The organism is Shinella sp. OV683 (assembly GCF_057787725.1).
Genome location: NZ_CM173543.1, coordinates 1,786,846 through 1,813,289, shown reverse-complemented (window position 1 = coordinate 1,813,289; position 26,444 = coordinate 1,786,846). Strand labels below are relative to the sequence as shown.

General features: G+C 61.1%; 24 protein-coding genes. 8 read left to right on the top strand and 16 right to left on the bottom strand.

Annotated elements, in window-relative coordinates; genetic code table 11:
• Positions 1-14: 14 nt before the first annotated feature.
• Genes ACXHRN_RS08640 through ACXHRN_RS08630 form a run of 3 tightly spaced genes read right to left on the bottom strand, consistent with a single transcriptional unit; the run spans position 15 to position 2,700 of the window.
• On the bottom strand, positions 15-821 hold the full coding sequence (locus ACXHRN_RS08640; protein ID WP_488640911.1) for an ABC transporter permease: 807 nt from the start codon (positions 819-821) through the stop codon (positions 15-17).
• Positions 818-1,690 carry an ABC transporter permease gene (locus ACXHRN_RS08635; protein WP_488640910.1) on the bottom strand — a complete coding sequence of 291 codons (873 nt, stop codon included), beginning with the start codon at positions 1,688-1,690 and terminating at the stop codon, positions 818-820. Before ACXHRN_RS08635 ends, ACXHRN_RS08640 begins: the two co-directional genes overlap by 4 nt.
• Before the next feature lie 11 nt (positions 1,691-1,701).
• Positions 1,702-2,700: an ABC transporter ATP-binding protein gene (locus ACXHRN_RS08630; RefSeq protein WP_488640909.1), complete on the bottom strand. Its 999-nt coding sequence runs from the start codon at positions 2,698-2,700 to the stop codon at positions 1,702-1,704.
• A 527-nt stretch (positions 2,701-3,227) separates the two neighbouring features.
• Between ACXHRN_RS08630 and ACXHRN_RS08625 the strand changes: the two genes are divergently transcribed.
• The 5 genes from ACXHRN_RS08625 to ACXHRN_RS08605 all read left to right on the top strand — a co-directional run bounded on the left by ACXHRN_RS08625 (position 3,228) and on the right by ACXHRN_RS08605 (position 8,784).
• Positions 3,228-4,514 (top strand): ROK family transcriptional regulator, encoded by a 1,287-nt coding sequence (locus ACXHRN_RS08625; RefSeq protein WP_488640908.1) that lies wholly within the window; start codon positions 3,228-3,230, stop codon positions 4,512-4,514.
• 104 nt (positions 4,515-4,618) lie between these two features.
• The gene (locus ACXHRN_RS08620; RefSeq protein ID WP_488640907.1) at positions 4,619-6,868 is read left to right on the top strand and encodes a heavy metal translocating P-type ATPase; all 2,250 of its coding nucleotides are present in this window, start codon (positions 4,619-4,621) and stop codon (positions 6,866-6,868) included.
• Positions 6,869-7,027: 159 nt separating this feature from the next.
• Complete coding sequence (locus tag ACXHRN_RS08615; protein ID WP_488640906.1) at positions 7,028-7,678, top strand: general stress protein; 651 nt, start codon at positions 7,028-7,030, stop codon at positions 7,676-7,678.
• A gap of 12 nt (positions 7,679-7,690) precedes the next feature.
• Entirely contained in the window at positions 7,691-8,176 is a 486-nt protein-coding gene (locus ACXHRN_RS08610) for a BON domain-containing protein (protein ID WP_488640905.1), read from the top strand.
• Between the two features lie 23 nt (positions 8,177-8,199).
• Positions 8,200-8,784, top strand: a complete 585-nt coding sequence (locus ACXHRN_RS08605; RefSeq protein WP_488640904.1) for a DNA-3-methyladenine glycosylase — start codon at positions 8,200-8,202, stop codon at positions 8,782-8,784.
• A gap of 129 nt (positions 8,785-8,913) precedes the next feature.
• Here ACXHRN_RS08605 and ACXHRN_RS08600 read toward each other — a convergent pair whose 3' ends face one another.
• The 4 genes from ACXHRN_RS08600 to ACXHRN_RS08585 all read right to left on the bottom strand — a co-directional run bounded on the left by ACXHRN_RS08600 (position 8,914) and on the right by ACXHRN_RS08585 (position 13,219).
• On the bottom strand, positions 8,914-10,269 hold the full coding sequence (locus ACXHRN_RS08600; RefSeq protein ID WP_488640903.1) for an FAD-containing oxidoreductase: 1,356 nt from the start codon (positions 10,267-10,269) through the stop codon (positions 8,914-8,916).
• The gene (locus ACXHRN_RS08595) at positions 10,266-10,727 is read right to left on the bottom strand and encodes a DUF4126 domain-containing protein (protein ID WP_488640902.1); all 462 of its coding nucleotides are present in this window, start codon (positions 10,725-10,727) and stop codon (positions 10,266-10,268) included. Before ACXHRN_RS08595 ends, ACXHRN_RS08600 begins: the two co-directional genes overlap by 4 nt.
• Before the next feature lie 83 nt (positions 10,728-10,810).
• On the bottom strand, positions 10,811-12,883 hold the full coding sequence (locus ACXHRN_RS08590; protein ID WP_488640901.1) for an ATP-dependent helicase: 2,073 nt from the start codon (positions 12,881-12,883) through the stop codon (positions 10,811-10,813).
• Between the two features lie 105 nt (positions 12,884-12,988).
• Complete coding sequence (locus ACXHRN_RS08585) at positions 12,989-13,219, bottom strand: hypothetical protein (protein ID WP_488640900.1); 231 nt, start codon at positions 13,217-13,219, stop codon at positions 12,989-12,991.
• Between the two features lie 311 nt (positions 13,220-13,530).
• Between ACXHRN_RS08585 and ACXHRN_RS08580 the strand changes: the two genes are divergently transcribed.
• The gene (locus ACXHRN_RS08580; RefSeq protein ID WP_488640899.1) at positions 13,531-15,876 is read left to right on the top strand and encodes a glucose/quinate/shikimate family membrane-bound PQQ-dependent dehydrogenase; all 2,346 of its coding nucleotides are present in this window, start codon (positions 13,531-13,533) and stop codon (positions 15,874-15,876) included.
• Positions 15,877-15,939: 63 nt separating this feature from the next.
• Here ACXHRN_RS08580 and ACXHRN_RS08575 read toward each other — a convergent pair whose 3' ends face one another.
• Entirely contained in the window at positions 15,940-16,353 is a 414-nt protein-coding gene (locus ACXHRN_RS08575; RefSeq protein ID WP_488640898.1) for an HD domain-containing protein, read from the bottom strand.
• Positions 16,354-16,701: 348 nt separating this feature from the next.
• On the opposite strand from ACXHRN_RS08575, the gene ACXHRN_RS08570 reads away from it, so the two are divergent.
• On the top strand, positions 16,702-18,138 hold the full coding sequence (locus ACXHRN_RS08570; RefSeq protein ID WP_488640897.1) for a metal-dependent hydrolase family protein: 1,437 nt from the start codon (positions 16,702-16,704) through the stop codon (positions 18,136-18,138).
• 15 nt (positions 18,139-18,153) lie between these two features.
• Here the strand turns inward: ACXHRN_RS08570 and ACXHRN_RS08565 are convergent, their stop codons facing one another.
• Positions 18,154-18,879, bottom strand: coding sequence for an SDR family oxidoreductase (locus tag ACXHRN_RS08565; RefSeq protein WP_488640896.1), 726 nt, complete (start codon positions 18,877-18,879; stop codon positions 18,154-18,156).
• 122 nt (positions 18,880-19,001) lie between these two features.
• On the opposite strand from ACXHRN_RS08565, the gene ACXHRN_RS08560 reads away from it, so the two are divergent.
• Complete coding sequence (locus tag ACXHRN_RS08560) at positions 19,002-19,154, top strand: hypothetical protein (RefSeq protein WP_488640895.1); 153 nt, start codon at positions 19,002-19,004, stop codon at positions 19,152-19,154.
• An 8-nt stretch (positions 19,155-19,162) separates the two neighbouring features.
• On the opposite strand, the gene ACXHRN_RS08555 is transcribed toward ACXHRN_RS08560, so the two are convergent.
• The 7 genes from ACXHRN_RS08555 to ACXHRN_RS08525 all read right to left on the bottom strand — a co-directional run bounded on the left by ACXHRN_RS08555 (position 19,163) and on the right by ACXHRN_RS08525 (position 26,356).
• Positions 19,163-20,134, bottom strand: coding sequence for a S1C family serine protease (locus ACXHRN_RS08555; RefSeq protein WP_488640894.1), 972 nt, complete (start codon positions 20,132-20,134; stop codon positions 19,163-19,165).
• Between the two features lie 187 nt (positions 20,135-20,321).
• Positions 20,322-21,590 carry an acetylornithine deacetylase gene (locus ACXHRN_RS08550; protein ID WP_488640893.1) on the bottom strand — a complete coding sequence of 423 codons (1,269 nt, stop codon included), beginning with the start codon at positions 21,588-21,590 and terminating at the stop codon, positions 20,322-20,324.
• A gap of 73 nt (positions 21,591-21,663) precedes the next feature.
• Positions 21,664-22,602, bottom strand: a complete 939-nt coding sequence (locus ACXHRN_RS08545; RefSeq protein WP_488640892.1) for an ABC transporter substrate-binding protein — start codon at positions 22,600-22,602, stop codon at positions 21,664-21,666.
• A 43-nt stretch (positions 22,603-22,645) separates the two neighbouring features.
• On the bottom strand, positions 22,646-23,425 hold the full coding sequence (locus ACXHRN_RS08540; RefSeq protein ID WP_488640891.1) for an ABC transporter permease: 780 nt from the start codon (positions 23,423-23,425) through the stop codon (positions 22,646-22,648).
• Positions 23,422-24,204 carry an ABC transporter ATP-binding protein gene (locus ACXHRN_RS08535; protein WP_488640890.1) on the bottom strand — a complete coding sequence of 261 codons (783 nt, stop codon included), beginning with the start codon at positions 24,202-24,204 and terminating at the stop codon, positions 23,422-23,424. Before ACXHRN_RS08535 ends, ACXHRN_RS08540 begins: the two co-directional genes overlap by 4 nt.
• A gap of 46 nt (positions 24,205-24,250) precedes the next feature.
• The gene (gene tenA, locus ACXHRN_RS08530; protein WP_488640889.1) at positions 24,251-24,958 is read right to left on the bottom strand and encodes a thiaminase II; all 708 of its coding nucleotides are present in this window, start codon (positions 24,956-24,958) and stop codon (positions 24,251-24,253) included.
• A 72-nt stretch (positions 24,959-25,030) separates the two neighbouring features.
• On the bottom strand, positions 25,031-26,356 hold the full coding sequence (locus ACXHRN_RS08525; protein WP_488640888.1) for an amidohydrolase family protein: 1,326 nt from the start codon (positions 26,354-26,356) through the stop codon (positions 25,031-25,033).
• Positions 26,357-26,444 lie beyond the last annotated feature (88 nt).

The window sequence follows — 26,444 nt, the reverse complement described above, 5'->3', positions numbered from 1 at the left end:
TCTGATTTTCCCAGTTATCGCGTGTTGTCCGTGCGCCTCCCGAGCAATAGCGCCGCCGACACGATGACCAGCGAAACGCCCAGCAGGATGGTGGAAATGGCATTGACCTCCGGCGTCACGCCGAGCCGCATCATGCCGTAGACATAGACCGGCAGCGTCGTGGAGCCGGCGCCCGACACCATCAGGCTGATCAGGAAGTCATCGAGCGAGACGACGAATGCCATCAACGCACCGGCGGCGATGGCCGGCGCCAGAAGCGGCAGTGTTACGCGCCGGAAAAGCTGCCATTCGCTGGCATAGAGGTCGCGCGCCGCATCCTCGAGCACGCCGCCCATGTCGCGCAGCCGTGCCTGGATCGGCAGCAGCGCAAACGGGATGCAGAAGACGGTATGGGCGATCATCAGGTTCACCAGTCCGTTCTTCATGCCGATGGCCGAAAAGAAGATCAGCGTGGTGATGGCGACGATGATTTCCGGCACGATCAGCGGCAGCGCGATCATCGCGGCCATGACGCCGCGACCGCGCGCGAGGGTACCGCGCTCGAGCGCCAGGGCGCCGGCAGTGGCTATCGCCGTCGAGGCAATGGTAGCGACGATGGCAATCACCACGCTGTTCCAGGCGGCGCGGCGGATGTCATCGTTTTGCGCAACCACGACGAACCAGTCGAAGCTGAAATGCGACCACACCGTCACCAGCCGGTTGGCATTGAATGAATAGACCACCAACACCAGCAGCGGCGCATAGAGAAACAGTAGGATCAGCGTGGTAAAGGGCGACAGGCCCGGCGTATAGCGCCATGTGAAGGGCTTTGCCGATCTCATCGCAGCACCTCCGCTTCGGCCTTGCGCGAGCGGGCGAGAAAAAGCGCCAGCACGGCGATCGTGACGACGATCGAGATCGCTGCACCGAACGGCCAGTTGCGCGAGGAGGTGAACTGCATCTGCACGAGACTGCCGATCAACAGTTTCTTGCCGCCGCCGAGCAGATCCGGAGCGAGGAAAGAACCCAGCGCCGGGGCAAACACCAGGCTCGCTCCCACCAGCACGCCGGGCTTGGCCAACGGCCAGATGATGCGTTTGAACACGGCAATCCGGCTGGCATAGAGGTCGTGCGCCGCCTCGATCAGCCGTGGATCGATGCGCTCCAGCGTCGAATAGATCGGCAGCACCATGAAGGGCAGAAACGTATAGACCAACCCGAGCAGGATCGAGCCGTCATTGTAGAGCAGCGGCAGCGGCGATGCCGTCAGACCCGCTGCCTTGAGCGCTCCATTGGCGAGACCTTCGTCGCGCAGGATCAGCACCCAGCAATAGGTGCGGATCAGCGTGTTGATCCAGAATGGCAGGGTGACCAGAAAGAGAATGAGGCGTCGGCGATCGGGCTGCTGGCAGACGATGTACCAGGCAACGGGAAAGCCCAACACCAGGCACAGAAAGGTCGTGGCCGCCGCCAGATAGACCGAGCGAGCGATGATGACAACGTAGCTCCAGGAAAACACCAGCGTATCATCGAAATCGCGCTGGAACAGGAACTGCACATAGGCATCCAGCGTCAGCGGCATGGTGACACCGCCGTAGGGATTGGCGGTCATGAAGGAATAGCCAACTGCAATCAGCAGCGGCAGCACCATGAAGATGCCGATGACTAGAAAGGCCGGAGCGATGAGAGCGAGCGTTCGGTTACCGTTCATCCCGCCTCCCCTCAGTTGACCAGATGACGTTCGACGTCGTCGCGCCAGTCGGCGACCACGGCATCGCCCATGCTGAGCGGCGCATCGCCGTCACGGCAGCGGCTGCGCAGACGGATCTCGCTGTCGAGCGCCACTTCGTAGAGCGTGTCGAGGCCGAGGAAGGTGACCGAGGTCACAGTACCCTTCACCCTGCCCCTGCCGAGTGCAGCAGGCGAAAGGCTGATCCGCTCCGGACGGATGGAGACCATGATCGCGTCATTTCGCCCGAGCGCGGCGCCGGGCAGCAGGTTGGATTCGCCGATGAAATCGGCCACGAAGCGATTTTCCGGGTTGTTGTAGATCTCGCGCGGCTCTCCAACCTGCAGCACGCGCCCCGCCGACATCACCGCGATGCGGTCCGACATCGCCAACGCTTCTTCCTGATCATGGGTGACGAGCACGAAGGTGATGCCGGTCTCGCGCTGGAGGCGCTTGAGCTCGCTCTGCATCTCCTTGCGGAGTTTCAGATCCAGCGCAGAAAGTGGCTCGTCGAGCAACAAGACCTTGGGCCTTGGCGCGAGCGCGCGGGCAAGTGCGACGCGCTGCTGCTGGCCGCCGGAGAGCTGGCGCGGCATGCGCGAGGCGAAATCCTCGAGCCTGACAAGCCGCAGCGCTTCCTGCACCCGCGGCCCGATCTCGGCCTTCGCAACTCTCTGCATCTCGAGCCCGAAGGCAACATTTTCGGCCACGCTCATATGCGGAAACAGCGCATAGCTCTGGAAGACCGTGTTCACCGGCCGGCCCTGCGGCGGCAGCATCGCCGCCTCCAGCCCGCCAATGCGGATGGAGCCCGAAGTCGGCGCCTCAAAGCCACCGATCAGACGGAGAAGCGTGGTCTTGCCACAGCCGGACGGCCCGAGCAGTGTGAAGAATTCCTTGTCCAGAATGCGCAGGCTCACGGCATCGAGCGCCAGCGGCGATGCCGCAGCCTTGGTCGAAAATGACTTCGAGACCTCCTCAATGTCGATCATGGCCTGCAAAGCGCGTCCTCACCCCGCTAAATAACCGTATGGTGCAAAGCTAGCAGCGCCGAGATTTGCTTGTCAAGCAGAGTTATCAAAGAGTGTTTAAAATAAGCGCATGGCGTAGAATGGCCGCGCATGACGCCACGGACAAAAGAGCACGGCAGAGACTACGTATCTTGCTGTTTGCATTCACATTATTAGCTAGGATCAGGAGATCGTTCATAGCCGGCTGCTGCTGGAAAAACCGAGGCGCAAGGACCGCGATTTCCGAAAATAGGGCACCAGATCAACGCCAAAAGTAACCGTATGGTTATTAGTACGGCGAACTGCCCAGAAGATGCCTGTTATCAGCCTGTCTGCTCAGTATCTGCCCGTTTGTCTGGCCCATTCGAACATCTGACAGCGATTGCGCACCAATTTGCGCACTACAAGACTAGGTTACGCCGGTCTGGAACCGCTTTAAAACAACACCTTTTAATTAAATCCTTTTTGATTATCTTGTAAAGACGCCACTGAAGCACGAGACCTATCGAATGAATGCGCATGCAGGCCGAAAAGGCGCCATTTCAGGCACCAATCTTGATCACACCAGAACGCTCAACCGTCGCGCCGTTTTCGATGCCGTCAGGCGTACAGGCCCCGTGACCCGCGCCGAACTCGCAGGCACGATCGGGCTTACCGTACAGGCGATCTCCAACATATCATCGGAGCTGGAACAGGCAGGCCTCATCCGTCAGGAGGGCAAGCGCCTCGGCCAGCGCGGCCAGCCCGCGGTGGAACTGTCGGTCAATCCCGGTGGCGGCTACACGATCGGGCTCAGCCTCGCCTATCGCCGCGTCACGGGTGTGCTTGCCGATCTCGCTGGTGCCGTGGTCGTCAGCGAGTCGCAGGACGTCGTGGAGCGCGCGCCGGCTGATATCGCCGATCTACTTGGTGCCCTCGCCCTGCGGCTGATCGCGCACTCCGGGGTCAAGCACGAAAAGATCTGGGGCATCGGCTGCAGCGTGCCGGGCACGGTGGAGAATGGCCGCTTTTGGTATGACAAGGTGCAGGAGGCTGACGAGTGGACGAAATTTCCGCTGACCGACCAGCTCGAAGCGCTGACCGGCGTCCGCGCCATGGTCGAGAATGACGCGACGGCGGCGGCCATCGGCGAAAAACTCTATGGCATCGGCCGGGTCGCGGGCAGCTTCTTCTACCTGCATTTCAATCTCGGCATCGGCGGCGGGCTGATCATGGAAGGCAATTCTTACCGCGGTGCATTCGGCGGCGCGGGCGAGATCGGCCACATGATCGTCAAGCCGGGCGGCAGGCTTTGCGCCTGCGGCAGTCGTGGCTGCCTCGAACAATATGTGTCCTACTACTCCGCAGCGGAAGCCGTGTGCGGCCCTGACCGCACGCCGGACGAAGTACCGGCCGAGGAAATCGTCGGCTATCTCAGCGACAATGATCCGCGCATATCGGCCTGGCTGAAGGAAGCCGGCCAATACCTCCGCATCGCCATCCGCAATGTTGAGGCGATGCTTGACCCGGATACCGTGGTGATTGGCGGCGGCATGCCGCCGGAATTGGTCGAGGGCCTGATTGCAGCCACCGCGCCACTCCTGCCCCCGATGGCCCATCGCCGTGGGGCCACGCTGCCGCGACTTATGCCCGCCGAGCATGCCGCCGAACTGCCCGCCCGGGGCGCTGCGGCCTTGCCGATGGCGGCAGCCATGAACAGCGATATTTCGAGTTCCGCCTGGATGTTCTCGACCAGCGCATCCCAGCCGGTCAATTCCGCGCTTGCTGTGCTGGGTGTCGATCCCGCACAACATTGACGCGAAAGATTTGTCGGCGGATTGTCGCTTTTATCGATTTTTCCGCTTGCCCCTCTAGTCGCTAGAGGGTGTAGGCAGAAGGAAATTGAAAGAGGATTTTGGCAATGACCGAGGCAGCGAGCAGCAAGCGATATCATATTGGCGGCATGGATTGCGCGGGTTGCGCGGCCAAGATCGACACCGCCGTGCGTCGCCTGCCAGGCATATCGGATGTCAATGTCTCCGCCACAGCTGGTACGATGAAGATCGACTTCGGCGCGGATGCCGATCTCGAAACGGTAGAGAAGGCGGTGACCAGACTCGGCTACACCGTCAGCGAAAAGACGGCATCGACGCAACCTTTCAAGGCGCATGATCACGACCACGGCGCCCACGATCATCGCGACCACGAGCACGACCGTGATCACCACGATCATGCGCACAGCTCTGGCGAAGAACCTTTGGTCGAGGGCCTGCATGGCCACGATCACAGCATCGAGGACGGGCCATGGTGGCGGTCGAAGAAAGCCTTTCTGACGCTGGCCAGCGGCGGTGCCCTGATCGTTGCCTATGTCGTCGGGCATCTCGTGCCGGCGATCGCGCCCTATGCCTTTATCGTCGCGATGCTGGTCGGGCTGATCCCGATCGCCAGGCGAGCCGCTATGGCGGCGCTGGCGGGCATTCCCTTCACCATCGAGATGCTGATGACGATCGCGGCAGTCGGCGCAGTGCTGATCAATGCCGGCGAGGAAGCCGCAACCGTCGTCTTCCTCTTCCTGGTCGGTGAATTGCTGGAAGGCATTGCCGCCGGCCGCGCGCGCGCCAGCATCCAGTCGCTCAGCGCACTGGTGCCAAAGAGCGCATTCCTGGAAGTGGATGGCAAAACGCGCGAGGTGCCCGCAGATTCGTTGGTCATCGGCGCCACCATTCTCGTCCGCCCCGGCGACCGCATTCCGGCAGACGGCACCATCATCGAGGGCGAAAGCTCAGTCGATGAGGCTCCGGTTACCGGCGAAAGCATACCCGTTCGCAAGGGCAAGGACGCCAATGTCTTTGCCGGCACCATCAATGGCGAAGCTGCCTTGCGTGTTCGCGTCACGGCGGCAGCCTCGGACAACACCATTGCCCGTGTCGTCAAACTGGTCGAGGAAGCCCAGGAATCCAAAAGCCCGACCGAGCGCTTCATCGATCGTTTCTCGCGCTACTATACACCGGGCGTTCTCGTCGCCGGCGCCCTGATCGCCATTGTCCCACCGCTTGCTGCGGGCGCGAGCTGGTCCGAGTGGATCTACAAAGGCGTCGCCGTGCTGCTGATCGGCTGCCCCTGCGCATTGGTGATCTCCACCCCGGCCGCTATAGCCGCCTCGCTTTCGTCCGGCGCCCGCCGCGGCCTGCTGCTCAAGGGCGGCGCGGTGCTCGAAGGCATGGGCCGTATCACAGCCGTCGCGCTCGACAAGACCGGCACGCTCACCGAAGGCAAGCCGGTGGTCACCGATATCATTGGCGTCAACGCTTCCGACGCCGACGTGTTGCGCCTTGCTGCCGCGCTTGAGACGGGCTCCAGCCATCCCCTGGCGCTGGCCATCCTCAAAAAGGCGGCGGACGACAAGACCGACGTTCCAGCCGCAACCGATCTCGCGGCCATGGGCGGCAAGGGCGTGACGGCAACGGTCGAGGGCCAGCCACTGTTTCTCGGTTCGCCGCAGGCAGCAGGTGAGCGTCAAGCGTTGCCGGCAGGTCTCCAGTCACGGATCGAAGCACTCAACGAAGACGGCAAGACGGTCTCCATCCTGATCGCGGGCGACCAGATTGCCGGCGCCATCGCCATGCGCGACGAGCGGCGCGCCGATGCCGTGGCCGGCCTCAAGGCTCTGCGCGATGCCGGTATCCAGACGGTCATGTTGACCGGCGACAATGCCCGCACAGCCAAAGCGATCGGTGCCAAGCTCGGCATCGACGACGTCCGCGCAGAACTGCTGCCCGAAGACAAGCAGCGCATCGTCGGTGAACTCAAGGCCAAGGGTCTGGTTGTCGCCAAGGTCGGCGATGGCATCAACGATGCGCCGGCGCTGGCGGCGGCCGATATCGGCATCGCCATGGGTGGCGGTACGGACGTGGCGCTGGAAACGGCGGATGCGGCAATCCTGCATGGCCGCGTTGGCGACGTCGCTGAAATGGTGAAGCTGTCCCAACGGACCATGGGCAACATCAAACAGAACATCACCATCGCGCTGGGGCTGAAAGCCGTGTTCCTGGTGACGACGATCATGGGCATCACCGGGCTCTGGCCGGCCATTCTCGCCGACACCGGCGCCACCGTTCTGGTGACGATCAATGCCCTGAGGCTGCTGGCCGCGCCACGTTCAGCAGCCTGAAAGCGCATAGCCGGCTTCAAACTTCCGATCCTGCCACAAGGAGCGTATAATGCCGACTGAGCAAAGGCGCGCAGCCTGATGGAACTCTCCGTCCAAGGCTGCGTTCTGGCCTCGACTCCAGAACATTGTCATGACCAGAATCCATGAGGAGGAAAGTCCATGAAAACGATAATCGGTCTTTTCGACAACCGCGATGAAGCGCTCGCGACCGTCAGCGAGTTGCACGCCCGCGGCATCCCCTCTGCCGATATCTCACTGATATCCAACCATGGAGACGGCTGGTACGCTGAGGATTCTCAAGCCGAGGCCGGTGCGGAGACCGGGGCGGGCCTCGGGGCGATGGTGGGCGGTGTGGGCGGATTGCTCGCGGGCCTCGGTGTCATCACCCTGCCCGGTATCGGCCCGGTCGTTTCGGCCGGCTGGCTGCTCTCGACTTTCGCCGGCTCCGCCGCGGGCGCGATTATCGGCGGTGCAGGCGGCAGTCTCGTCGGCGCATTGAAGGCGCATGGCGTCGATGAACATGACGCCCATGTCTATATCGAAGGCATCCGCCGCGGCGGCACGTTGGTGACCGCACGTGTCGAGGAGGCCAGGATCACCGCAGCAGAGACGATCATGATCAAGCATCGTGTCGATATCGCCGCCCGCCGCGACGAACTGGCGGCCGAAGGCTGGTCGCGTTTCGACGACCATGCGGAACCCGGCGACGGTGCCGAGCCCGGCGAGCAATCCGAGCCCGGCGAGCAATCCGAGCCACGGCTCGCAGACCGTGCAGGCACACCGCCGCCGGTATTTCCGTTCCACGTGTAAAGGAGACGCATCATGCCAGGCCCGAACAGGACCACCCACGAAAAAGACCGCGAAGAAGACTACCGTGACTTCGAACAGCGCGATCTCGGCGAAGGATGGCCCTATGCGGATGGCGAACCGGTCAAGAGGCGCAACGCCGACTACGGCGAGGCCTCCGACGAACTCGATCCGAAAAACACCCAGATTGCGAGTGAGCCGTTCATCGAAAGCCAAGGCGGGCCGAACCTTTTCCCCGACGAGGAGCATGGAACGATCAACGACGACGACATCGAAGAGCGGATTTCCAATCGTCTCTCCGACAGCGGCCGCTGGAGCGACAACCAGATCGAGATCACGGTCCATGATGGTATTGCCGAGATCAATGGCGGGGTCGATACCGAACAGGACAGCCAGATCATCAACCAGCTCGTGCTGCGCACCGCAGGCGTCCGCGACACGAGAAACAACTTGATTCTGCTGGGGGCCGACAGCCATATTCCCTTCGACGCCGACGAATAGGCAGACATCGACAAAGGCTTGCCGTGACCATAGCTTCGCAATCAACCACGACGGACGCTGAGACGATAGATGCCCGCTTTTTCGAACGCCCTCCACAATATGTCGCCGCAGACCTGATCGGCGCGACGCTTCTCTTCGATGGCGTCGGCGGCACCATTCTCGAAACCGAGGCCTATCACGATCAGGATCCGGCATCGCATAGCTATCGAGGTCGCACGCCTCGCAACGGCGCGATGTTCGGCCCACCCGGACATATCTATGTCTATCGCATCTACGGAATGCACTGGTGCCTGAATTTCGTCTGCCTGCCGGGCAGCGCGGTGCTGATCCGCGCGATCCATCCGGACCACGGCGTCGGGGTGATGCGCGAACGGCGGGGGGACGTCGCAGCCCGCCTCCTCTGTTCGGGGCCTGGCCGATTGTGCCAGGCATTGGCCATCACCGGCGAGCATGACGGGATGTCGCTGCTTGAGCCGCCTTTCGAGCTTCAAGCACGCGTCGAAGACCATCCCGTTGCCGTCGGCACGCGCATCGGCATCACCAAGGCGGTCGAAGAGCAATTACGCTTCGGGCTTGAAGGCTCACGGATGCTGAGCAAGAAATTCTGACTCGAACTATCGATTTCTCACGAAACGCAGTACGCTTTTGGCCGGAAAACGTGTTGCGTGCGTTTGAATATCATCTGGATGTCGCGCTCGCGTTCGACGGTCTGGGCTTTTCGCCATGGAAATGAGGACCTATTTAAGGTCGCCGATCAGCGTCGGGATCAGCTCGGAGACCGTCGGATGGATCGGCACCGCCCATTTCAGGATGGGATAAGTGGCCTTGGCATTCATCATGTCGAGAATGCCGTGGATGGCCTCGTCACCGTCCACGCCGAGAATAGCGGCACCAAGAATTTCCTTGGTGTCGGCATCGGCCACCACCTTCATGAAGCCTTTGGTCTCGCCCTTTTCCACCGCCCGGCCAACGCGGGTCATCGGCCGGGTCGAGACGAGGATCTTGCGGCCGCTCTTGCGGGCCTCGGCTTCAGTCATGCCGACGCGGCCGAGCGGTGGGTCGATATAGAGCGCATAGGCCGGCACGCGGTCGCTGACCTTTCGGTCGCCGCCATCGAGCAAATTCGCAGCAACGATCTCGAAATCGTTATAGGACGTGTGGGTAAACGCGCCGCGCCCGTTGCAATCGCCGAGCGCCCAGATGCCGTCGACTGTGCTCGAGAGGCGATCGTCGACCACGATAAAGCCACGGCTGTCGGTCTTGACGCCAGCCTTGTCGAGGCCGAGGTCATCGGTGTTGGGCGCACGGCCGGTGGCTATGAGCACATGGCTTGCAGCGATCTCGGCACCACCGAAGGCCACGACGATGTTCGCCCCGGACTTGCCGAAGCTGACATCGGTGGCGTTCTTGTGAACAGCGATGCCCTCGGCGATCATGATATCCTCGATCGCCTGGGAGATATCGGTATCCTCGCGTGAAGCCAGCCGCTCGCCGCGCTCGATGATCGTTACTTCGGCGCCAAAGCGGCGATACATCTGGCCAAATTCCAGCGCGATGTAGCTGCCGCCGATCACCGCAAGGTGACGTGGCACCTTGTCGAGCCCAAGTATGGTCGTACTGGTCAGGAAATCCACCCCATCCAGCCCCGGCATCTTGGGTATCGACGGTCGCCCGCCGACATTGAGGAATATCTTCGGCGCTGTCAGTTGCTCGCCATTGACGCTGATGGTCTTGCTGTCCGTGAATTGCGCGTGGCCGCGAATGAAGGTCAGCCCGTCCATTCCGGCAAACCAATCCTCAAGACCTTGGCGAGCATTGTGGATCACCGTGTCTGCACGGCCTTTGACGACAGGCATGTCGATGCCGACATCGCCGGCAATCTGCACTCCGTACTCGCCACCGCGCCGCGCGACATAGGCTGCCCGCGCGCTGGCAACCAGCGTCTTGGTCGGCATGCAGCCATAATTGACGCAGGTGCCGCCCACCAGCTTTCGCTCGATCAGAGCCACCTTCATGCCGGCGCCAGTCAGCCGGCCGGCCATGGACGGACCGGCCTGGCCCGCCCCGATCACGATCGCGTCGAAACTCTTCATGCGACTGCCGCGACGATCAGCACCGCGCCTCCGATTGCCACCACATCCTCGATCAAAGCGGCCGGCAGATCCTTGCCGAACATCCCGGCAAGGCGACCACGCGCTGCTGCGCCGCCGTAGGTGCCAATCACCGCACCCACCACGCCGGCGATAGCGCCCGCCACCAACTGGCCGCCGACGGCGCCGATCGCGGCGCCCGACAAGACGCCCATGACGATGCGGGTGCCGAACTGTACCGGAACCTTACGGCTCGGGGTCGTCGGCAACTGGCCTGTGATCAACTCGACAATCGCAAACAGGGTGAACACCCACGGCGTCCATTGATATCCGAGGAAAGCCAGCGGCGTCTGCGAGAGGTCGAACCAACCGAGATGCGCAGCCCAGGCAACGGCTGCGGGCGCGGTCATGGCGCGCAGGCCAGCAATAACACCTATAAGCAGAGCGAGCAGAATAATCATACACGTCCCCTGAATTTATGATCTCAATCGGGGCAGTAGAACGCAATTCATCCGAGAACTCAACTTCCCTTTGTGCAGCTAAGCTACCGCCACATGCCTCGCATCCGGGCGCCGACATCGACCTTGATCTGACGCGCCTCGCGCCGTTCGGCATCGTTCGCAGACACCTTCGGCCAGGCGCCGACCTCGAAGAATTGCAGCAATGTTGCCGGGATGAAACGGGTCCGCGACGCATAGACATGCCGGTCACCCTGCGGGTTCTGCCCATGAGTATAAAAGCGCTGCGGAATGATCAGCGAAAGATTGTCCTTGGCCCGGGTCATGGCGACATAGAGCAGCCGCCGCTCTTCCTCGATCTCATCGGTGCTGCCGACCGCCAGGTCGGATGGAATACAACCGTCAACGCAATTGAGCACGAACACCGATTTCCACTCCTGCCCCTTGGCCGAATGGATAGTCGAAAGGATCAGATAGTCTTCATCAAGCAGCGGCACACCGGGCTGGTCGCTGGTCGCGTCCGGCGGATCAAGCGTCAGCTCAGTCAGGAAGCGTTCGCGGCTCTGATAGCCCGAGGCGATCTGCTCAAGCTGCAAAAGGTCAGCCTTGCGCATGTCGGCATCCTCGTGGATGCGGTCGAGATGCGGCTCGTACCACAGCCGTGCCTGCTCGATCTCCTGCGGCCAGCCGGCGCTCCGCCTATGCAGGCCTTCGAGCAGGTCGACCAGCGTATTCCAATGCTCGCTGGCCTTGGGCGGCACCGCCATTTCGGCGAGCTCCATCAGCGGATTGGGCGCCACCAGCATCGTATCGAGGACCTTTGCGGCGGTCTGCGGCCCGATGCCGGGTAAAAGCTGCATCAGCCGGAAACCGGCCACCTTGTCGCGCGGGTTCTGGGCAAACCGCAGGATGGCGAGCAGATCCTTGACATGGGCACTGTCGAGGAACTTCAGTCCGCCGAATTTCACGAACGGAATGTTGCGGCGCGTGAGCTCGATTTCGAGTGCTGCGCTGTGATGCGAGGCACGGAACAGCACCGCCTGTTGCTTGAGCGTCTCGCCGCGCTCGCGGTTTTCGAGCACCGTCTCGACGATGAATCGTCCCTGCTCGCCTTCATCGCGCACAGTCACCAGTCGGGGACGCTCGCTGGCTTCGCGATCGGTCCAGAGGTTCTTGGTGAAGCGCTCGCGCGCCAGCTCGATAACGCCATTGGCGGCAGCCAGGATCGGCGCCGTCGAACGGTAGTTGCGATCGAGCGTGATAATATCGGCGCGTGGCTCGAATATGCCGGGAAAATCGAGGATGTTGCGCACCGTGGCCGCACGAAAGGAATAGATCGACTGCGCATCGTCTCCGACCACTGTCAGGCCGCGCCCATCGGGCTTGAGGGCGCTCAAGATCGAGCTCTGCAGACGGTTGGTGTCCTGATACTCATCGACGAGGATGTAGTCGAAGCGCGTCGCCATCTCCTCGGCGATTGCCTTCTCGCTCGCGGCCTGCGCCCAATAGAGTAGCAGGTCGTCGTAGTCGAGCACGTTTTGCGCCTGCTTGGCGTCGACATAGCCGGCAAACAGTTCGCGCAATTGCGCTTGCCAGTTCTGGCACCAGGGAAAGGCTGTTTTCAGCACATATTCCAGCGGCTGTTCCGAATTGACGACCCGGGAATAGATCGAGAGGCACGTCGCCTTGGTGGGAAAGCGGCTCTCCATCTTGGAAAAGCCGAGCTCATGGCGAACCAGATTGAGGAGATCGGCGCTGTCCTCGCGGTCATGGATGGTGAAGTCCGGGTTGAGGCCGATCTCGTAGGCGTAGTCGCGCAGCATCCGCGCGCCCACACCGTGAAACGTGCCGCTCCAGGCCAGTGCATCGGTGATCGCTCCGCCACCTGTGCCCAACACCTTGGTGCAAATCCGCTCGACACGCCGGGCCATTTCTGATGCGGCACGCCGCGAAAAGGTCATCAGCAGGATGCGGCGCGGATCGGCGCCATTGACGATGAGATGGGCGACCTTATGGGCGAGCGTATTGGTCTTGCCCGAACCGGCACCGGCAATGATGAGCAGCGGACCGGCCACGGCCTCACCCCTGACGTCTCCACAGCCGTGCTCGACAGCACGCCGTTGCGCATCATTCAGCTTTTCAAGATAGGCCGCCGCCATGCCACTCCAAATCCGCAGTCCCCGGAACAGAATATGAACGTACGGGATTCGCTGCGACTTGGAAAGCCGGCAGCAATTGCCGTGCAAACGTGGTGCAACCTGATATCAGCAGTCCGGCCGTATCACCCTGACGATCCCGACAAGATGCAAGCGACCGTCGTCGGAGCGCACGAACAGCAGCAGGGGCCTGGCCTCGTTGCCGTTTGAACACACGCCTTCGACGGGTTGCTCCGGCATGCTGGCTGGATGGATGGCGGGGCTTTCAGCTTCTGCGGGCTGGACGGAGGCGGACGCACTCGATGTCCAGAGAAGCATGATCATCAATAGCTTGCGCATTCGGTACCTCCAAGGCGCTCCCTCAGTCGTACCCCCGCGTCATCAAAACGGTACTCACCGCATCTAGGTTCCATCCATACGCGAGAATGACGACGCATTACGCTGTGTCGTCTCTTGGAACCAAAGCGATCTTGCCGCGTTGTTTTCGCAATTACTTTTCTGATTGCGAGGGTGTAGGTTGCACGCATCAAACCGCTGGTCGCAACTCGACTTGTCGCCACTCGGGGTAAACCACGACTGCGTCATCGCAGGATTCACGAACCATTTTTCAAGCCGGATGCGGCAATGCCCGTCCAACAGGGGAAATTCTCATGATCCTTATCATCGTGACGGCCCTGATATCGGCAGCGATCGGTGCATCGCTGCTGGTCGGTGGAGCCGAACTCGTGTCGCTCGGCGGCAGCTATTTCTATTTCATCGCCGGTGTCGTCTTCATCCTCTCGGCCCTGCTATTGCTTTTCAGGCGGCGCGAAACGCTCTGGGTCTATGGCCTGTTCGTCCTGGGCTCGTTGGGCTGGGCGGTCTGGGAAATCGGTTTCGACTGGTGGCAGCTCGGCCCGCGCGGCGGTATCATCGTGCTGTTCGGTCTGTGGCTGCTGACGCCGTGGGTCCGACGCCGGCTTGGTCGCAGGTTTCAGCGCGAAGCCGGAGCCAGGGCGCCCCTTTGGCCGCTTGGCCTGCCCACGCTGATTGCGCTTTGCATCGCCATCTTCTCGATATTCCAGCATCCGCATGACATGGCGGGGACGCTGCCCGATGCGCCGGCCGCCAACGCCGCCGACGTCGCAAGCAACGTGCCGCCGGGCGAATGGCATCACTATGGCCGCACGCTGCTCGGGCAACGATATTCGCCGCTCGACCAGATCACCACGGAAAACGTCAAGGACCTCGCGCAGGTCTGGCAATACCAGACGGGTGACGTCAAGGGCCCGGACGATATCGGGGAAACGACCTATCAGGTGACCCCGCTCAAGGTTGGCAACACGCTCTATCTCTGCACGCCCCACAGTTGGGCGATCGCGCTCGATGCGACGACCGGCAAGCAGAAATGGAAGTATGATCCTAAGGTCGGCCTCAACCCGAACCGTCAGCACCAGACCTGCCGCGGCGTCTCTTACTATGCGGACGCGGCAGCGCCGGACAACTCGCCCTGTAAGACGCGCGTCTACCTGCCGACGTCGGATGCGCGGCTGATCGCGCTCGACGCCGAAAAGGGTGAAGTCTGCAAGACATTCGCGCAGGAAGGCGTGCTGCATCTCGAAACGGGCATGCTCTACAATCCGGCCGGCTATTACTATTCGACGTCGCCTCCGGCCATCGTCGCGGACAAGATCATCATCGGCGGGGCAGTCAACGACAATTACTCCACCAAGGAACAATCCGGTGTCATCCGCGCCTTCGACGTTCATACGGGCGCGCTGATCTGGAACTGGGATTCCGGCAATCCCGATGTCACCACGCCGTTGCCAGCAGGGCAGACATATACGGTGAACTCACCCAATAGCTGGTCGGTCTTCAGCGTCGACGAGGGTCTCGGCCTCGTCTACATCCCGCTCGGGAACCAGGTGCCGGACCAGTTGGGCATCGGCAGAAGCGCCAATGTCGAAAAGTACTCGTCCTCCATCGTCGCGCTCGACGTTAGTTCGGGCCAGGTCAAGTGGGCGCGGCAGACCGTCCGTCACGATCTCTGGGACATGGACGTGCCCGCCCAGCCTGCACTTCTCACGTTGACAAAAGCCGATGGAACCGCCGTTCCGGCTTTGGTCGGCGCGACCAAGCAGGGCGACATCTACGTGCTCGATCGCCGCAGCGGCGAACCGATCATCCCTGTCAAGGACGTGCCGGCACCCTCCGGTGCGATCAAGGAAGACTTCACCGCGCCCACCCAGCCAGTGTCAGACCTGACATTCATGCCGCGGCCACTGGAAGAGCGCGACATGTGGGGTGTGTCGCTGTTTGACCAGATGATGTGCCGCATCGAGTTCCACAAGTTGAAATACGAGGGGCGCTATACGCCGCCGTCGCTGCAAGGCACATTGGTCTATCCCGGCAACTTTGGGGTCTTTAACTGGGGTTCTATTGCGGTGGATCCTGAACGCCAAGTGATGTTCGGCATGCCGACCTATCTGGCGTTCACTTCGCGGCTGGTGCCGCGCGACCAGATCCCGCCGAGAGGGCAGGACGAAAAGGGCAGCGAACAAGGTCTTAACCGAAATGATGGCGCACCTTATGGCGTCTATATGGGGCCGTTCCTGGGACCATTGAAAATCCCCTGCCAGGCGCCCCCGTGGGGCTACGTTGCCGCTGCAGACCTGCGCACCGGCAAGATTGCCTACAAGCGCGTCAACGGCACGGTACAGGACATGACACCGCTGCCGCTGCCCTTCAAGGTTGGTGTGCCCGGCATCGGCGGACCGATCATCACCAAGGGTGGCGTGACCTTCCTCGCGGCAGCCGTCGACAATTTCCTGCGTGCCTATGACCTATCGACAGGCAAAGAACTCTGGCGCGGCAGGCTGCCGGCCGGCGGCCAGGCGACACCCATGACCTATACTGATGACGGCGGCCGCCAGATCGTGGTAATCGTCGCAGGCGGGCATGGTTCGATCGGCACAAAGCCGGGCGACTACGTCATCGCCTATGCGTTGCCGAAGTAGGAGAAACATTGAGCCGCCGTCATTTGCCCGCCTTGTTGGGGACTTGACGGCGGAGGGCGCACACTACGACGCTATCAGATGCAAGCCACGCTGATATTTTTCCGTGTCGCCGCCTTGCGCCTGGACCTGATGGAGATTGTCTTCGAGGTCGGCCTTCTTGACCGGGCGGGCGAGTTGATTGGCCATTGCCCGGCGGACGAAGGCGTCGTCGCTCTCTCCATGGCGTTTCGTCAGGGCATCGACGGCCGTGATGATCGCCTGCGAAAAGCCCTCGCCTGCGAGCCGGGTCAAGGTCCAGCCCGGACCTTTCTCGATCACGTCATGCAGGTAAGCTATGATCTTCTCGTCGTCGTCCGATTGCGCATTCGCGACACGCTGGCAATGGGCAAAATAAGGCCGGCCGAGCTTGTCGGTCTGGCCGTAATGGGCCTTTTCGGCGATAGCAATCGCGTGGTTCAAGCGTCCGGCACCCAGCATGTCCGTCTCCCATCCCCTGCTTAGGCACAATGAGCGGGCAACGGCTTTGTTCCACGACAGTGAACAATGGCGATGTCCTGGCAAGTTCGCATCATTCGAACGGTTGGATTCATTCCATTACCCCCGATGCTGGAACCATCGGCGATATCCCACCCGACCGAAACGGAGGATACTGCGCCCTGCTGGACAAACCACCTATGGTCGCATAAATTAAACCCGACGGCTTCCGAAAACCCGGAGCTGTTCAATTGCCAGTGCCGCGGATTCCCTAGCGTCAAGTAGCAGATACCTCTCATATAGGCAGTAGTTGTCGGTTCTATTCCAGCGGCGTGCATTCGGAGAGATGCCATGTTTCGATTGGGCAAGAAGTATCAACACCTCATTCACGGCCAGGGCTGTGGTTGTGCGAATCCCCTCTTGCAGCAGCGGAACGCCCACCTCAGCGAATATTCGCGACGAAATTTTCTCGCAGGCCTGGGATCGGCCGCGGTTGCCGGAGCATTGCCAAGGTCTGCCAAAGCGCAAGCAGGGCCGTCCAAGATCCTGCTCAGGCAGGCAAGACTGTTCGATGGGCAAGCAGATACCCTGGCAGTGGGTGTGCAAGTCCTGATCGATGCCAACAGGATCGCCGCCGTCGATAAGTCTAACAATCCACCACCGTCAGATGCCACCGTCATTGATTGCGGCGATCGCGTTCTGACGCCCGGCCTGATCGATGCTCATTGGCACACCATTTACGCCGCGGTTCCATTGCAGGTTCTCATGATGGGGGATCCCGGCATTATCTTTGCGACGTCAACGGCTGAAGCCGAGCGCACCTTGCTGCGCGGTTTCACGACCGTGCGTGACCTTGGAGGACCAATCTTTACCTTCAAACAGGCAATCGACACCGGCATCATCCCCGGTCCGCGTATTTTTCCTTCGGGCACGATGATCACAACATCCGGTGGGCATGCAGACCTGCGGATGCCATTCGAGATCCCCGCAAGAGAAGGTCGGCTCAGTCTGAGCGAGCTGATGGGAGCGGCCTCTATTGTCGACGATGTGGGCGACTTGAAACGCCGCATACGCGAGCAGCTTGTGCAAGGCGCTTCACAGATCAAGCTGGTGGGAGGGGGAGGTGTATCGTCTCCGCGCAGCCCTCTCGACATGTCGACATTCAGTGAGGAGGAAATTCGCGCGGGCGTCGATGTGGCGCGGGACTGGAATACTTACGTGACCGTCCACGCTTATGCACCCACTACTGTTCAGCGCGCCATCGCGGGCGGCGCGGCCTGTGTCGAGCACGCACATCTGATGGACGAGAATACGGCCAGGATGTTTGCAGACAAGAATGTCTGGCTAAGCACACAGCCTTTCTTGACCACGGCAGACGCGGGCCCGCAGACCGGCCCGAGTGCCGATCGTATCAAGCAACTCTTCGCCGGAACGCCTAAGGTCTATGAATATGTGAAGAAGTACGGGATCAAGACAGCGTGGGGCTCTGACGTGCTGTTTACTCGTGAGTTGACGCCCCGCCAAAACACCATGCTCAGCCACTTGGCCAACTGGTATTCTAACGCTCAGGCATTGCGCATGGCGACATCAGGAAATGCGGACCTTCTTGCGCTTTCCAACCTGCGTACGCCCTATGCCGGCAAGCTCGGCGTCATCGAGAAAGACGCTCTGGCCGACATCCTCGTCTGGGACGGCAATCCGCTTGATGACCTGAAAATAGTTGAAGATCCGCAACGGAATCTAAGCGTCGTCATCAAGGATGGCCACGTCTTCAAGAACACTCTGTAGGCCATCGCCAGCGCGTCAGGTGATCGTCAGCCCGCCATCAACAGGCAACGACACGCCATTGATCATCGCGGCCGCGTCGCTGAGCAAAAACAACACTGCCTCGGCAACATCTTCCGGCTCCACGAAGCGCCCCATCGGAATACGCGCCTTGACTGGATCTGCCTTCGCGGGATCGCTCCAGGCGAGCTTGCCCATGGCAGTCATCGTCACCGCGGGATGGACGCTGTTGACGCGGATCCCATGTGGACCGAGCTCCAGCGCCATGACCCGCGTCAGGGCATCCAATGCCGCCTTGGAGGCACAGTAGGCAGCATGGTTGGCGACGGCGCGGGTCGCCGCATCACTGGACACATTGACGATCACCCCCTTGACGCCATGCCGGATCCAGTCACGCACCACGACCTGCGACAGCACCATTGGCGCGGCCGCATTCACCGCCATCACACGCGTGAACTCATCCAGCGTGCCATCGAGGAAGGATTGCAGTGTTGTCGTGCCGGCGCAGTTGACGAGCATGTCGACCGGCAGCGCGTGTGCAATATGGGGGCCGATGGTGGTGACATCGGCGAGATCGACGTCGAGCATCTCGCAGCCGATCTCATCTTGAAGGTTTTGCAGATCGGCTTCGCTACGGCTAAGCGCGACGATCTTTGCTCCTTGCCGCGCAAGCATGACCGATATCGACCGACCTATTCCCTTGCCGGCGCCAGTGACCAGCACACGCTTTCCGTTCCAGTTCATATGGCCCTCCGCGGTGTAATGCTCGGTGTCCTGGCCGGGAATATAGGCTCGCAACCGGCGTGAGTCCAATCAAGGGAACGGGGTCTTTAGAGAAACGTTCCGATTTCAAAAGGAGAACTCCGATGTATGACGCAATCCTGAAATTGTTCGAGAACAAGCCCGCCACGCCACGCAGCCAATCGGCAGGCGACGAGCTGATCGAGTTACCGGACAGCATCACAACCGAAGCCTCCGCGCCGCGTCGGCGGGTTACCTTCTCCCGCTGGCTGCACTAAGGTGCCGGCTATGGCCGCGCCGTCGGCAGCACCGCGCGGCGCTCAATGGCATTGTCGAGCGTGAGCACCAGGAATTCCGTCGCCTGGTCTATCCGCTCGCCATTCAGCAGCCGGACCATGTCATCGACACCGTTAACGGGGTGGCCATCGATCGACAGAACCAGATCGCCTTCCTTCAATCCCGCCTTCGCCGCCGGCCCATCCGTCTCCACCCGCCGCAAGCGCACCGAGGTCCCACCGGTCAAGCCTGCGCGCACGGCGATATGCCGGGGCAAGGCGATAGTGTCGGCGGCCACGCCGATAAACGCACGCCGCACCCGGCCAAAGCGCAGTATCTCGGAAATCACGAAGTTTGCGGTGTTCGACGCCACGGCAAAGGCAATGCCTTGGGCGCCACGAATGACGGCCGTGTTGACTCCGATAACCTCGCCTGCCGAAGACACCAGCGGCCCACCGGAATTGCCGGGATTGAGAGATGCATCCGTCTGGATGACATCATCAATCAGCCGACCACTGGCAGCCCGCATCGAACGACCGAGTGCCGACACGACGCCCGCTGTCACAGTCCATTCAAAGCCGAGCGGATTGCCGATGGCGACCGCAATCTGGCCACGCCTCAGGTTCTGCGAATTGCCGAGCGGTGCCCAGGCGGAAAAGCTGGAATCGGCCCTGACCAGCGCCAGATCGGTATCCGGGTCTCGCCCGATGATGCGGCCTTCCGCGATAGAACCGTCAGGCATCTTGACGCGGATGCTGCCTCCACCTTCGACGACGTGATTGTTGGTGACGAGCAAACCGTCGGGCGAAATGGCGAAGCCCGAGCCGGACCCTCCTCCGCCGGGCCGCCCGGGTCCCGCCGCGATGACGATTTGCGCAACGGCCGGGCCAATGTGGTCGACGGCGCTGGAGACCGTCTGGGAATAGGCGTCGAGCAATTGAGCATCCGAAGCCGTATGCATATTCTTGTCAATGTAGCCCATGGATGATCCTTCCCGGCCAAACCGGGGCGGAGCAAAGTCCGTCGCCAAGCTTCAGCATCCCTGCTGCGCCAAGCGTCGAAATCTCCGCAAAATGAGTGTGTCGATCTTCTATGAGAATGAAATATGAACGCGGACGGCCGGATTCAAGCATCCGGCCGTTCGCGCGTCCTCGCCTTGCCCCAGCAGATTATCTTGGCGTGTTCGACCACTCGACGATGAAGCCCAGCAGCACCTTCACGAATGTCTTGAGTTGGTCGATCGACACCTGCTCATTGACGCTGTGCGCATAGCGCAGCGTGCCCGGCCCGTAGATGACAGCGGGGATACCCGCATCGCCAAACCAGCCGCCATCGGTGACACTCGGCGAAACCTTGATCTCGGCCTTCTCGCCGGTAACGCTGTTGTGGCTGGCCATCAGCAGCTTGACGCCGGCGTGGTGCGGATCGACTTCGAGCGATGGGAAGATCTCGCCGCGATCCTCGATCATCGACGTGCCGCCCCACTTGAACTGCACGGGATTTTCGCGAAGCCAGAGATCGGCATTGGCGATGCCGTTGATGTGGTCCTCGATCTCCTTGACGACTGTGTCGTGGTTCTCATTCGGGTAATAATGGACTGTCACCCAGAGCCGGCATTCGTCGGCGATAAACGCCGCATGCCGTCCGCCCTCGATCACGGCCGGATTGATGGTGGTCGAACCGAGCGGGCAGCCGGGATAACTTTTCGTCACCGCCCAGTGGCGTTCCAGTTCCTGCAGGCCCTGGATGATCTTCATCATCTTCTCGATGGCGCTGGCGCCGAACAATCCGCCGCCGGCATGGATCATCTGGCGGCGCGTGCCGTCGTGAAAGGTCTGCTTGCTCTTGACGGTGATCCAGCCGGTGATGACACCGCCCTGCCCCTGCAATTGCAGGTTCGACGTGTCGACGACCACGGCCAGATCGGCCGTATAACCCTTCTTGCAGCATTGCAGGGTGCCGGCCTCACCGACCTCCTCGCCGATCACGGATTGGAAGGTGATGTCTCCGGCCAGTTCAACGCCCTGATCCCTCAGAAGCTTGAGTGCAAACAGGGCGCCCGCCAATCCACCCTTCATGTCGGCCGCACCACGGCCGATCACCACACCGTCGCGAACGATCGGCTGGAACGGGCCGGTTTCCCAGGCTTCGTCCGGGCTGACTTCGGCGACATCCATGTGGCCGTTGATGATCAGGCTCTTGAAGGCATCGGAACCCTTCAGCACGCCGACCACGTTCGGATCATTGGGATAGACGTCCCACATGTCGATGGAAAAGCCGAGTTGCGAGAGATAGTCACCGACGAACGTCTGCGCCTTGCTGGTGTTTCGCGCCGGTGGTGCCGGCGTCTCGTAGGAAATCAATGTGCAGAGCAGATCCACCAGTTCGTCCTGGCGCGCGTCCACAAGGTCCAGGATCGACGTAAGATCGGCTGGCATGGGCATCCCTCGACAATTTTAGGAAGGTAGGGAGGGTGGCGCGGCCGCCTGGACACGCCACTCTCAGGCTTGGTTACTTCAGCTCGATCGCATAGTCGCCGACCGGCAGTTCCTTCTTGATCAGTTTGTTGTCCGCCAGGAACTTGCCATAGGCTTCGTAGCGGGCGACATCGAGTTTGGCCGGGTCGGTCGAAAACATCGGGATCGTCTCGGCCCAGGCCGTCTTGTTCAGCTTGTTGTCAAGATCCTTGTGCGTCTTGGCGAAGGCTTCCCAGGTTTCGTCGGGATGGGCGATCAGGTATTCGGTGCCCTTCTTCAACGCATCGAGGAACTTCTTGTATTTGGGATCGGTGGCATTGTCCTTGTTGGCAAGGATGATCAGCTCGTCATAGGCGGGGACACCGTAATCCTCGATCTTGAAGACGGTCGGCTCGGCGCCATGGTCTTTCAGTTCGTTGGCCTCGAAATTACGATAGCCGCCGATAACACCATCGACCTGGCCGGACATCAGCGCGCTGACCAGCGCGAAGTTGACATTGACCATGGTGACGTCTTTGAGCGTCAGGCCATCCTTCTGCAGCATCGTGCCGAGGGTCGCCTCTTCGACGCCGCTGACCGAATAGCCGATCTTCTTGCCCTTGAAATCGGCCATCGACTTGATGTTGCTCTTGCCCAGCGACAGCACTGTGTTGAGCGGCGAATTGACCAGCGTTCCTATACGCACGAGCGGCAGGCCTTGTTCGGCATACATGTAGAGTTGCGGCTGGTAGCTGATGGCAAGATCAGCCTGCTTTGCAGCCACAAGACGCGGCGGCATGCTCGGGTCTGCAGGCGGCACAATCTCGACTTCGAGACCGGCTTCCTTGAAAGCGCCGATCTGCTCGGCGACCATGATCGGCGCGTGGTCGGGGTTGATGAACCAGTCCAGCAGGACGGTCACTTTGTCTGCCGCATGGGCAGAGGTCATCGTCATCAGCGCAACAGCTGCGCCGAGGGCTACTTTCTTCAGCATTGGTTGTTCCTTTCTGGTGGTTCTTTTCTTGTCGTCTTGGGAGTCATGCAGGCTGGTTGGCGTCGGGTACCCAGTAGAGCAGTCGCTTGAGGAAGACATCGACCAACTGCCACAGGGCAACAGCCATGATCGAAAGAACGAAGAGCGCGGCAAAGCAGACCGCCGTCTGCATGCGGGCATTGGCATTCAGCATCACATAGCCGAGACCACCGGCCGAGCCGACCCATTCGCCGATCACGGCACCGATCGGCGCCACGGCTGCAGCAACGCGCAGGCCGGAGCCAAAGGCGGGCAGAGCCGCGACCAGCCTGATATGCCGCAGCTGGGCATAGGGCGAGGCGCGCATCGTCTGCGCAAGCTCCATCCAGCCGGTCTCGGTGCGCCGCAAGCCGTCATAAAAGGAAGCTGCGACCGGAAAGAAGATCACCAGCGTTGCGGCTATGACCTTGGATGACAGGCCGAAGCCGAACCACAGCACCAGCAGCGGCGCCAGCGCAAAGATCGGGATTGCCTGGCTGACCACCAGCACCGGCATCAGCCAGCGCTGCAAGGTCGGCGAAAACACCATGGCCAACGCCAGCAGTGCACCGAACAGCAGCCCGAAGAACAGGCCGAGGATGATTTCCCAGGCGGTGATCAATGTATGTTCGAAGAGATAGTCGCGGCCATCCCACAGCGCTTCGGCGACCAGCGGCGGCGTCGGCAGCATATACGGCGGGATCTGGAAGATGACCGCCGATGCCCACCATATGAGGATCAAGCCGACGAAGATGACAAGGCCACGGCCGCCGGTGATGAATTTTGAATAGAAAGCGTCGATCATCGCGCGATCTCCACGAGCAGGCGCAGCAGTTCGCCCTGGCTTTTCAACAGATTGAGGTCGTCAGGCGAGCGCGGCGGCGCGCCTTCGACGGTGATCGGCGTCCCGAGCTTGGCCGGATGGCCGGACAACACCATCAGGTGATGGCCGAGCCGGCAGGCCTCCATCGGATCGTGGGTGATCAGCAGCACCGTGCGGCCTTCGAGCAGTTCGGCCGCCAGCTCCTGCACCATGGCGCGGGTGATCGCGTCGAGTGCCGAGAATGGTTCATCCATCAGCACGATCGGCTGCCGCTCATAGAGCGTGCGGGCGATGGCGGCGCGCTGGCGCATGCCGCCCGAAAGAGCCTGCGGCAAGGCCTTGTGGCGCGTCGAGAGCCCTACCCGCTCCAGCAGATGTTCGGCCCAGGCCTTGTCGACCTTTTCACGGCGCAGGCGCGCACCGAGCGTGACGTTTTCGATGACGTTCAGCCAGGGAAGCAGCAGGTCCTGCTGGCCCATATAGGCGATGCGTCCCTTGATCGGTTGCCCGTCGGTGCCCACCACCCTGCCCGCCGTCGGCTTGGCAAGTCCTGCAATGATCTTCAGCAAGCTGCTCTTGCCGACGCCGCTCGACCCCAAAAGGGCGATGAACTCGCCGCCGGTCGTCTCGAAAGTCAGGTTCTCAAAGATCGTGTGCTTGTCGAAGCGCAACGTCAGGTTCTCCACTCGAATGCCGGGCGGGGTCTTCTTGCCGGGCAGTTCGGCTGCAAGCGACGGGTTGATTTTGAGATGCGCGGTCAAATCATTTCACCATGTCATGCAAGGAGTGTCGGATGCGGAACGTCGCCTACTCGGCCGCCGCCCGCGAAAGCGATGTGTCGGCGTTCAACCCCATCTGCCAGAAGGCGGATTCGAGCTGGGTTGCCGTCGTGAAAATCTTGGAGAGCCTTTCAAGGCGAACCTCGGCGCCACGACGCTTGCCGACCGCATCGAAATTGTTGATCGCATCCTGCACGCTCGACTGGTAGCTCTCGCTCTCGTAGTTCTTGATCCAGTCGCCGTAGGTATTGCCCTCTATGACCGTCTTGCTGTCGGCAAGCATGATTTGACCGATCTCGCCATAACCCGCAACGCATGGCATCAACGCCGCCATGAGTTCGAGAATGTCGCCGGAATGGCCGATGTCGAGGACATAGCGGGTATAGGTCATGGTTTCCGGCGCCTCGGGCTCGAATTCCATCATCTCTTCGGTCAGGCCCCAGGATTTGCAGTATTTCACATGCACCGGCAATTCATCGACGATGGCCTCTAGCGTCGAGGTAGCCGAACGAATTTCCGAGAGAGTTGCCCCCTTCGAGGCGAGCAATGCATAGGCGCGCGCATAGTGGATCAGGAACAGGTAATCCTGGGTCAGGAAGCGCTTGAAGCAGAGCTCCGGCAGCGTACCGACGGCAAGCTGCTTGACGAAGGAATGGTTGACGTAACCCGTCCATTCCGCGCCGGCCATCGCCCGCAACTTTCCGAAAAGACCGTAGTTGAAATCGATATTTGGCATGTTGGCTCCCATAGCGCTTTTGTTTCGGCGCGGCAGATTTCGCGCGCCGAAGAGATGGCAGGCAAGGCAGGCTCAAGCCTGGCTTCGCTTGACCACCATCTTGTCCTTGATGCGCCGGAAAGCGGCATTGGCTTCCCGAACGATCTGGTTCTCATCGACGCGCGTCAGCTTGCGTCCGCGCATCACGACATTGCCGTCGATGATCGACGTGTCAACCACGCTGCCATTGGAGGCAAAGACCAGGTGGCTGGTCATATGCACCGGCGTATCGCGCAGAAGCGGCGTGAAAATCGCGCTGTTGGTCTCCACCAGAATGATATCAGCCTTCTTGCCGACCGCCAGTTGACCGGTCTCATGACCGAGCGCCTTGGCGCCGTTGTTGGTGGCCATGCGCAGCACGTCCTTGGCCTGCATCAGGCTGGCATCGACGCGGCTGGCGCGCTGCAGCAGCGAGGCATATTTCATCACCTCGAACATATCAGCAGAGTTGTTGCACTCCACCGCGTCATGGCCGAGGCCGACATTGATGCCGGCGGCGATCATCTCCGGAACGCGGGCAATACCGTTGCCGAGCTTGGCATTGGAATTCGGATTGTGCGAGATCTGGGTGCCGGTCTCGGCCATCATCTCGATTTCGCGGTCGTTGAGCCAGACGCAATGCGCGGCTATCGTGTCAGGCCCCAACAGCCCGGTCTCGTAGGCGAGCTCGGTCGGACGCTTGCCGAATTTTTCGAGGCAAAAATCGACTTCGGTCTTGGATTCGTTCAGATGAACATGGATGCCGGTCTTCAGGTCATTGGCCATGGCGCGGGCTTCGCGCAGCAGTTCCGGCGAGGCAAGCGGCAGCCACTCGATGCCGATGCGCACCTGTATCCGACCATTCGCCTTGCCATGATTGGCCTGGAAGGCATCGTAATTGTCCTGCAGGCTGTCCAGGTCATGTTCCGGCGATGCGACGTCGTTGGAAAGCACGGCGCGGATGCCGATGTCCTCGGCGGCCTGGGCCAGCGAATTCAGCTGCCGGTACATGTCGTTGACGGTGGTGGCACCTGATTTCACCGACTCGGTATAGCTTGCCAGCGCCGCCCAATAGGCGGCTTCAGGATCCAGCGCACGGATCAGCGGATACCAGCATTCGTCGAGATATTCCCACAGCGGCATGTGGTCGTTGAAACCCTTGCCGATCGCGGTGTGATAGTGAAGGTCGATCAGGCCGGGCATGACGATCTTGTCGGTGGCGTCGATCACTTCGTCACCGGGCTGCCTGTCGACACTTTCACCCGCGCCCCTGATCGCAACGATCCTGTCGTTCTCGACGACCACCGTCCCGCTCTCATGATAGGTCCCCGCATCGTCGAGGCTCAATATCATGCCGTTTTCGATCACAATCCGTGACATGCTGGCTTCATTCCCTTTTTAGTTCCCCTTGTGGAACGTGCCCCTTCTCGAGGAGAAGCATCATTCCGACCCTCACGCTATCAGCATT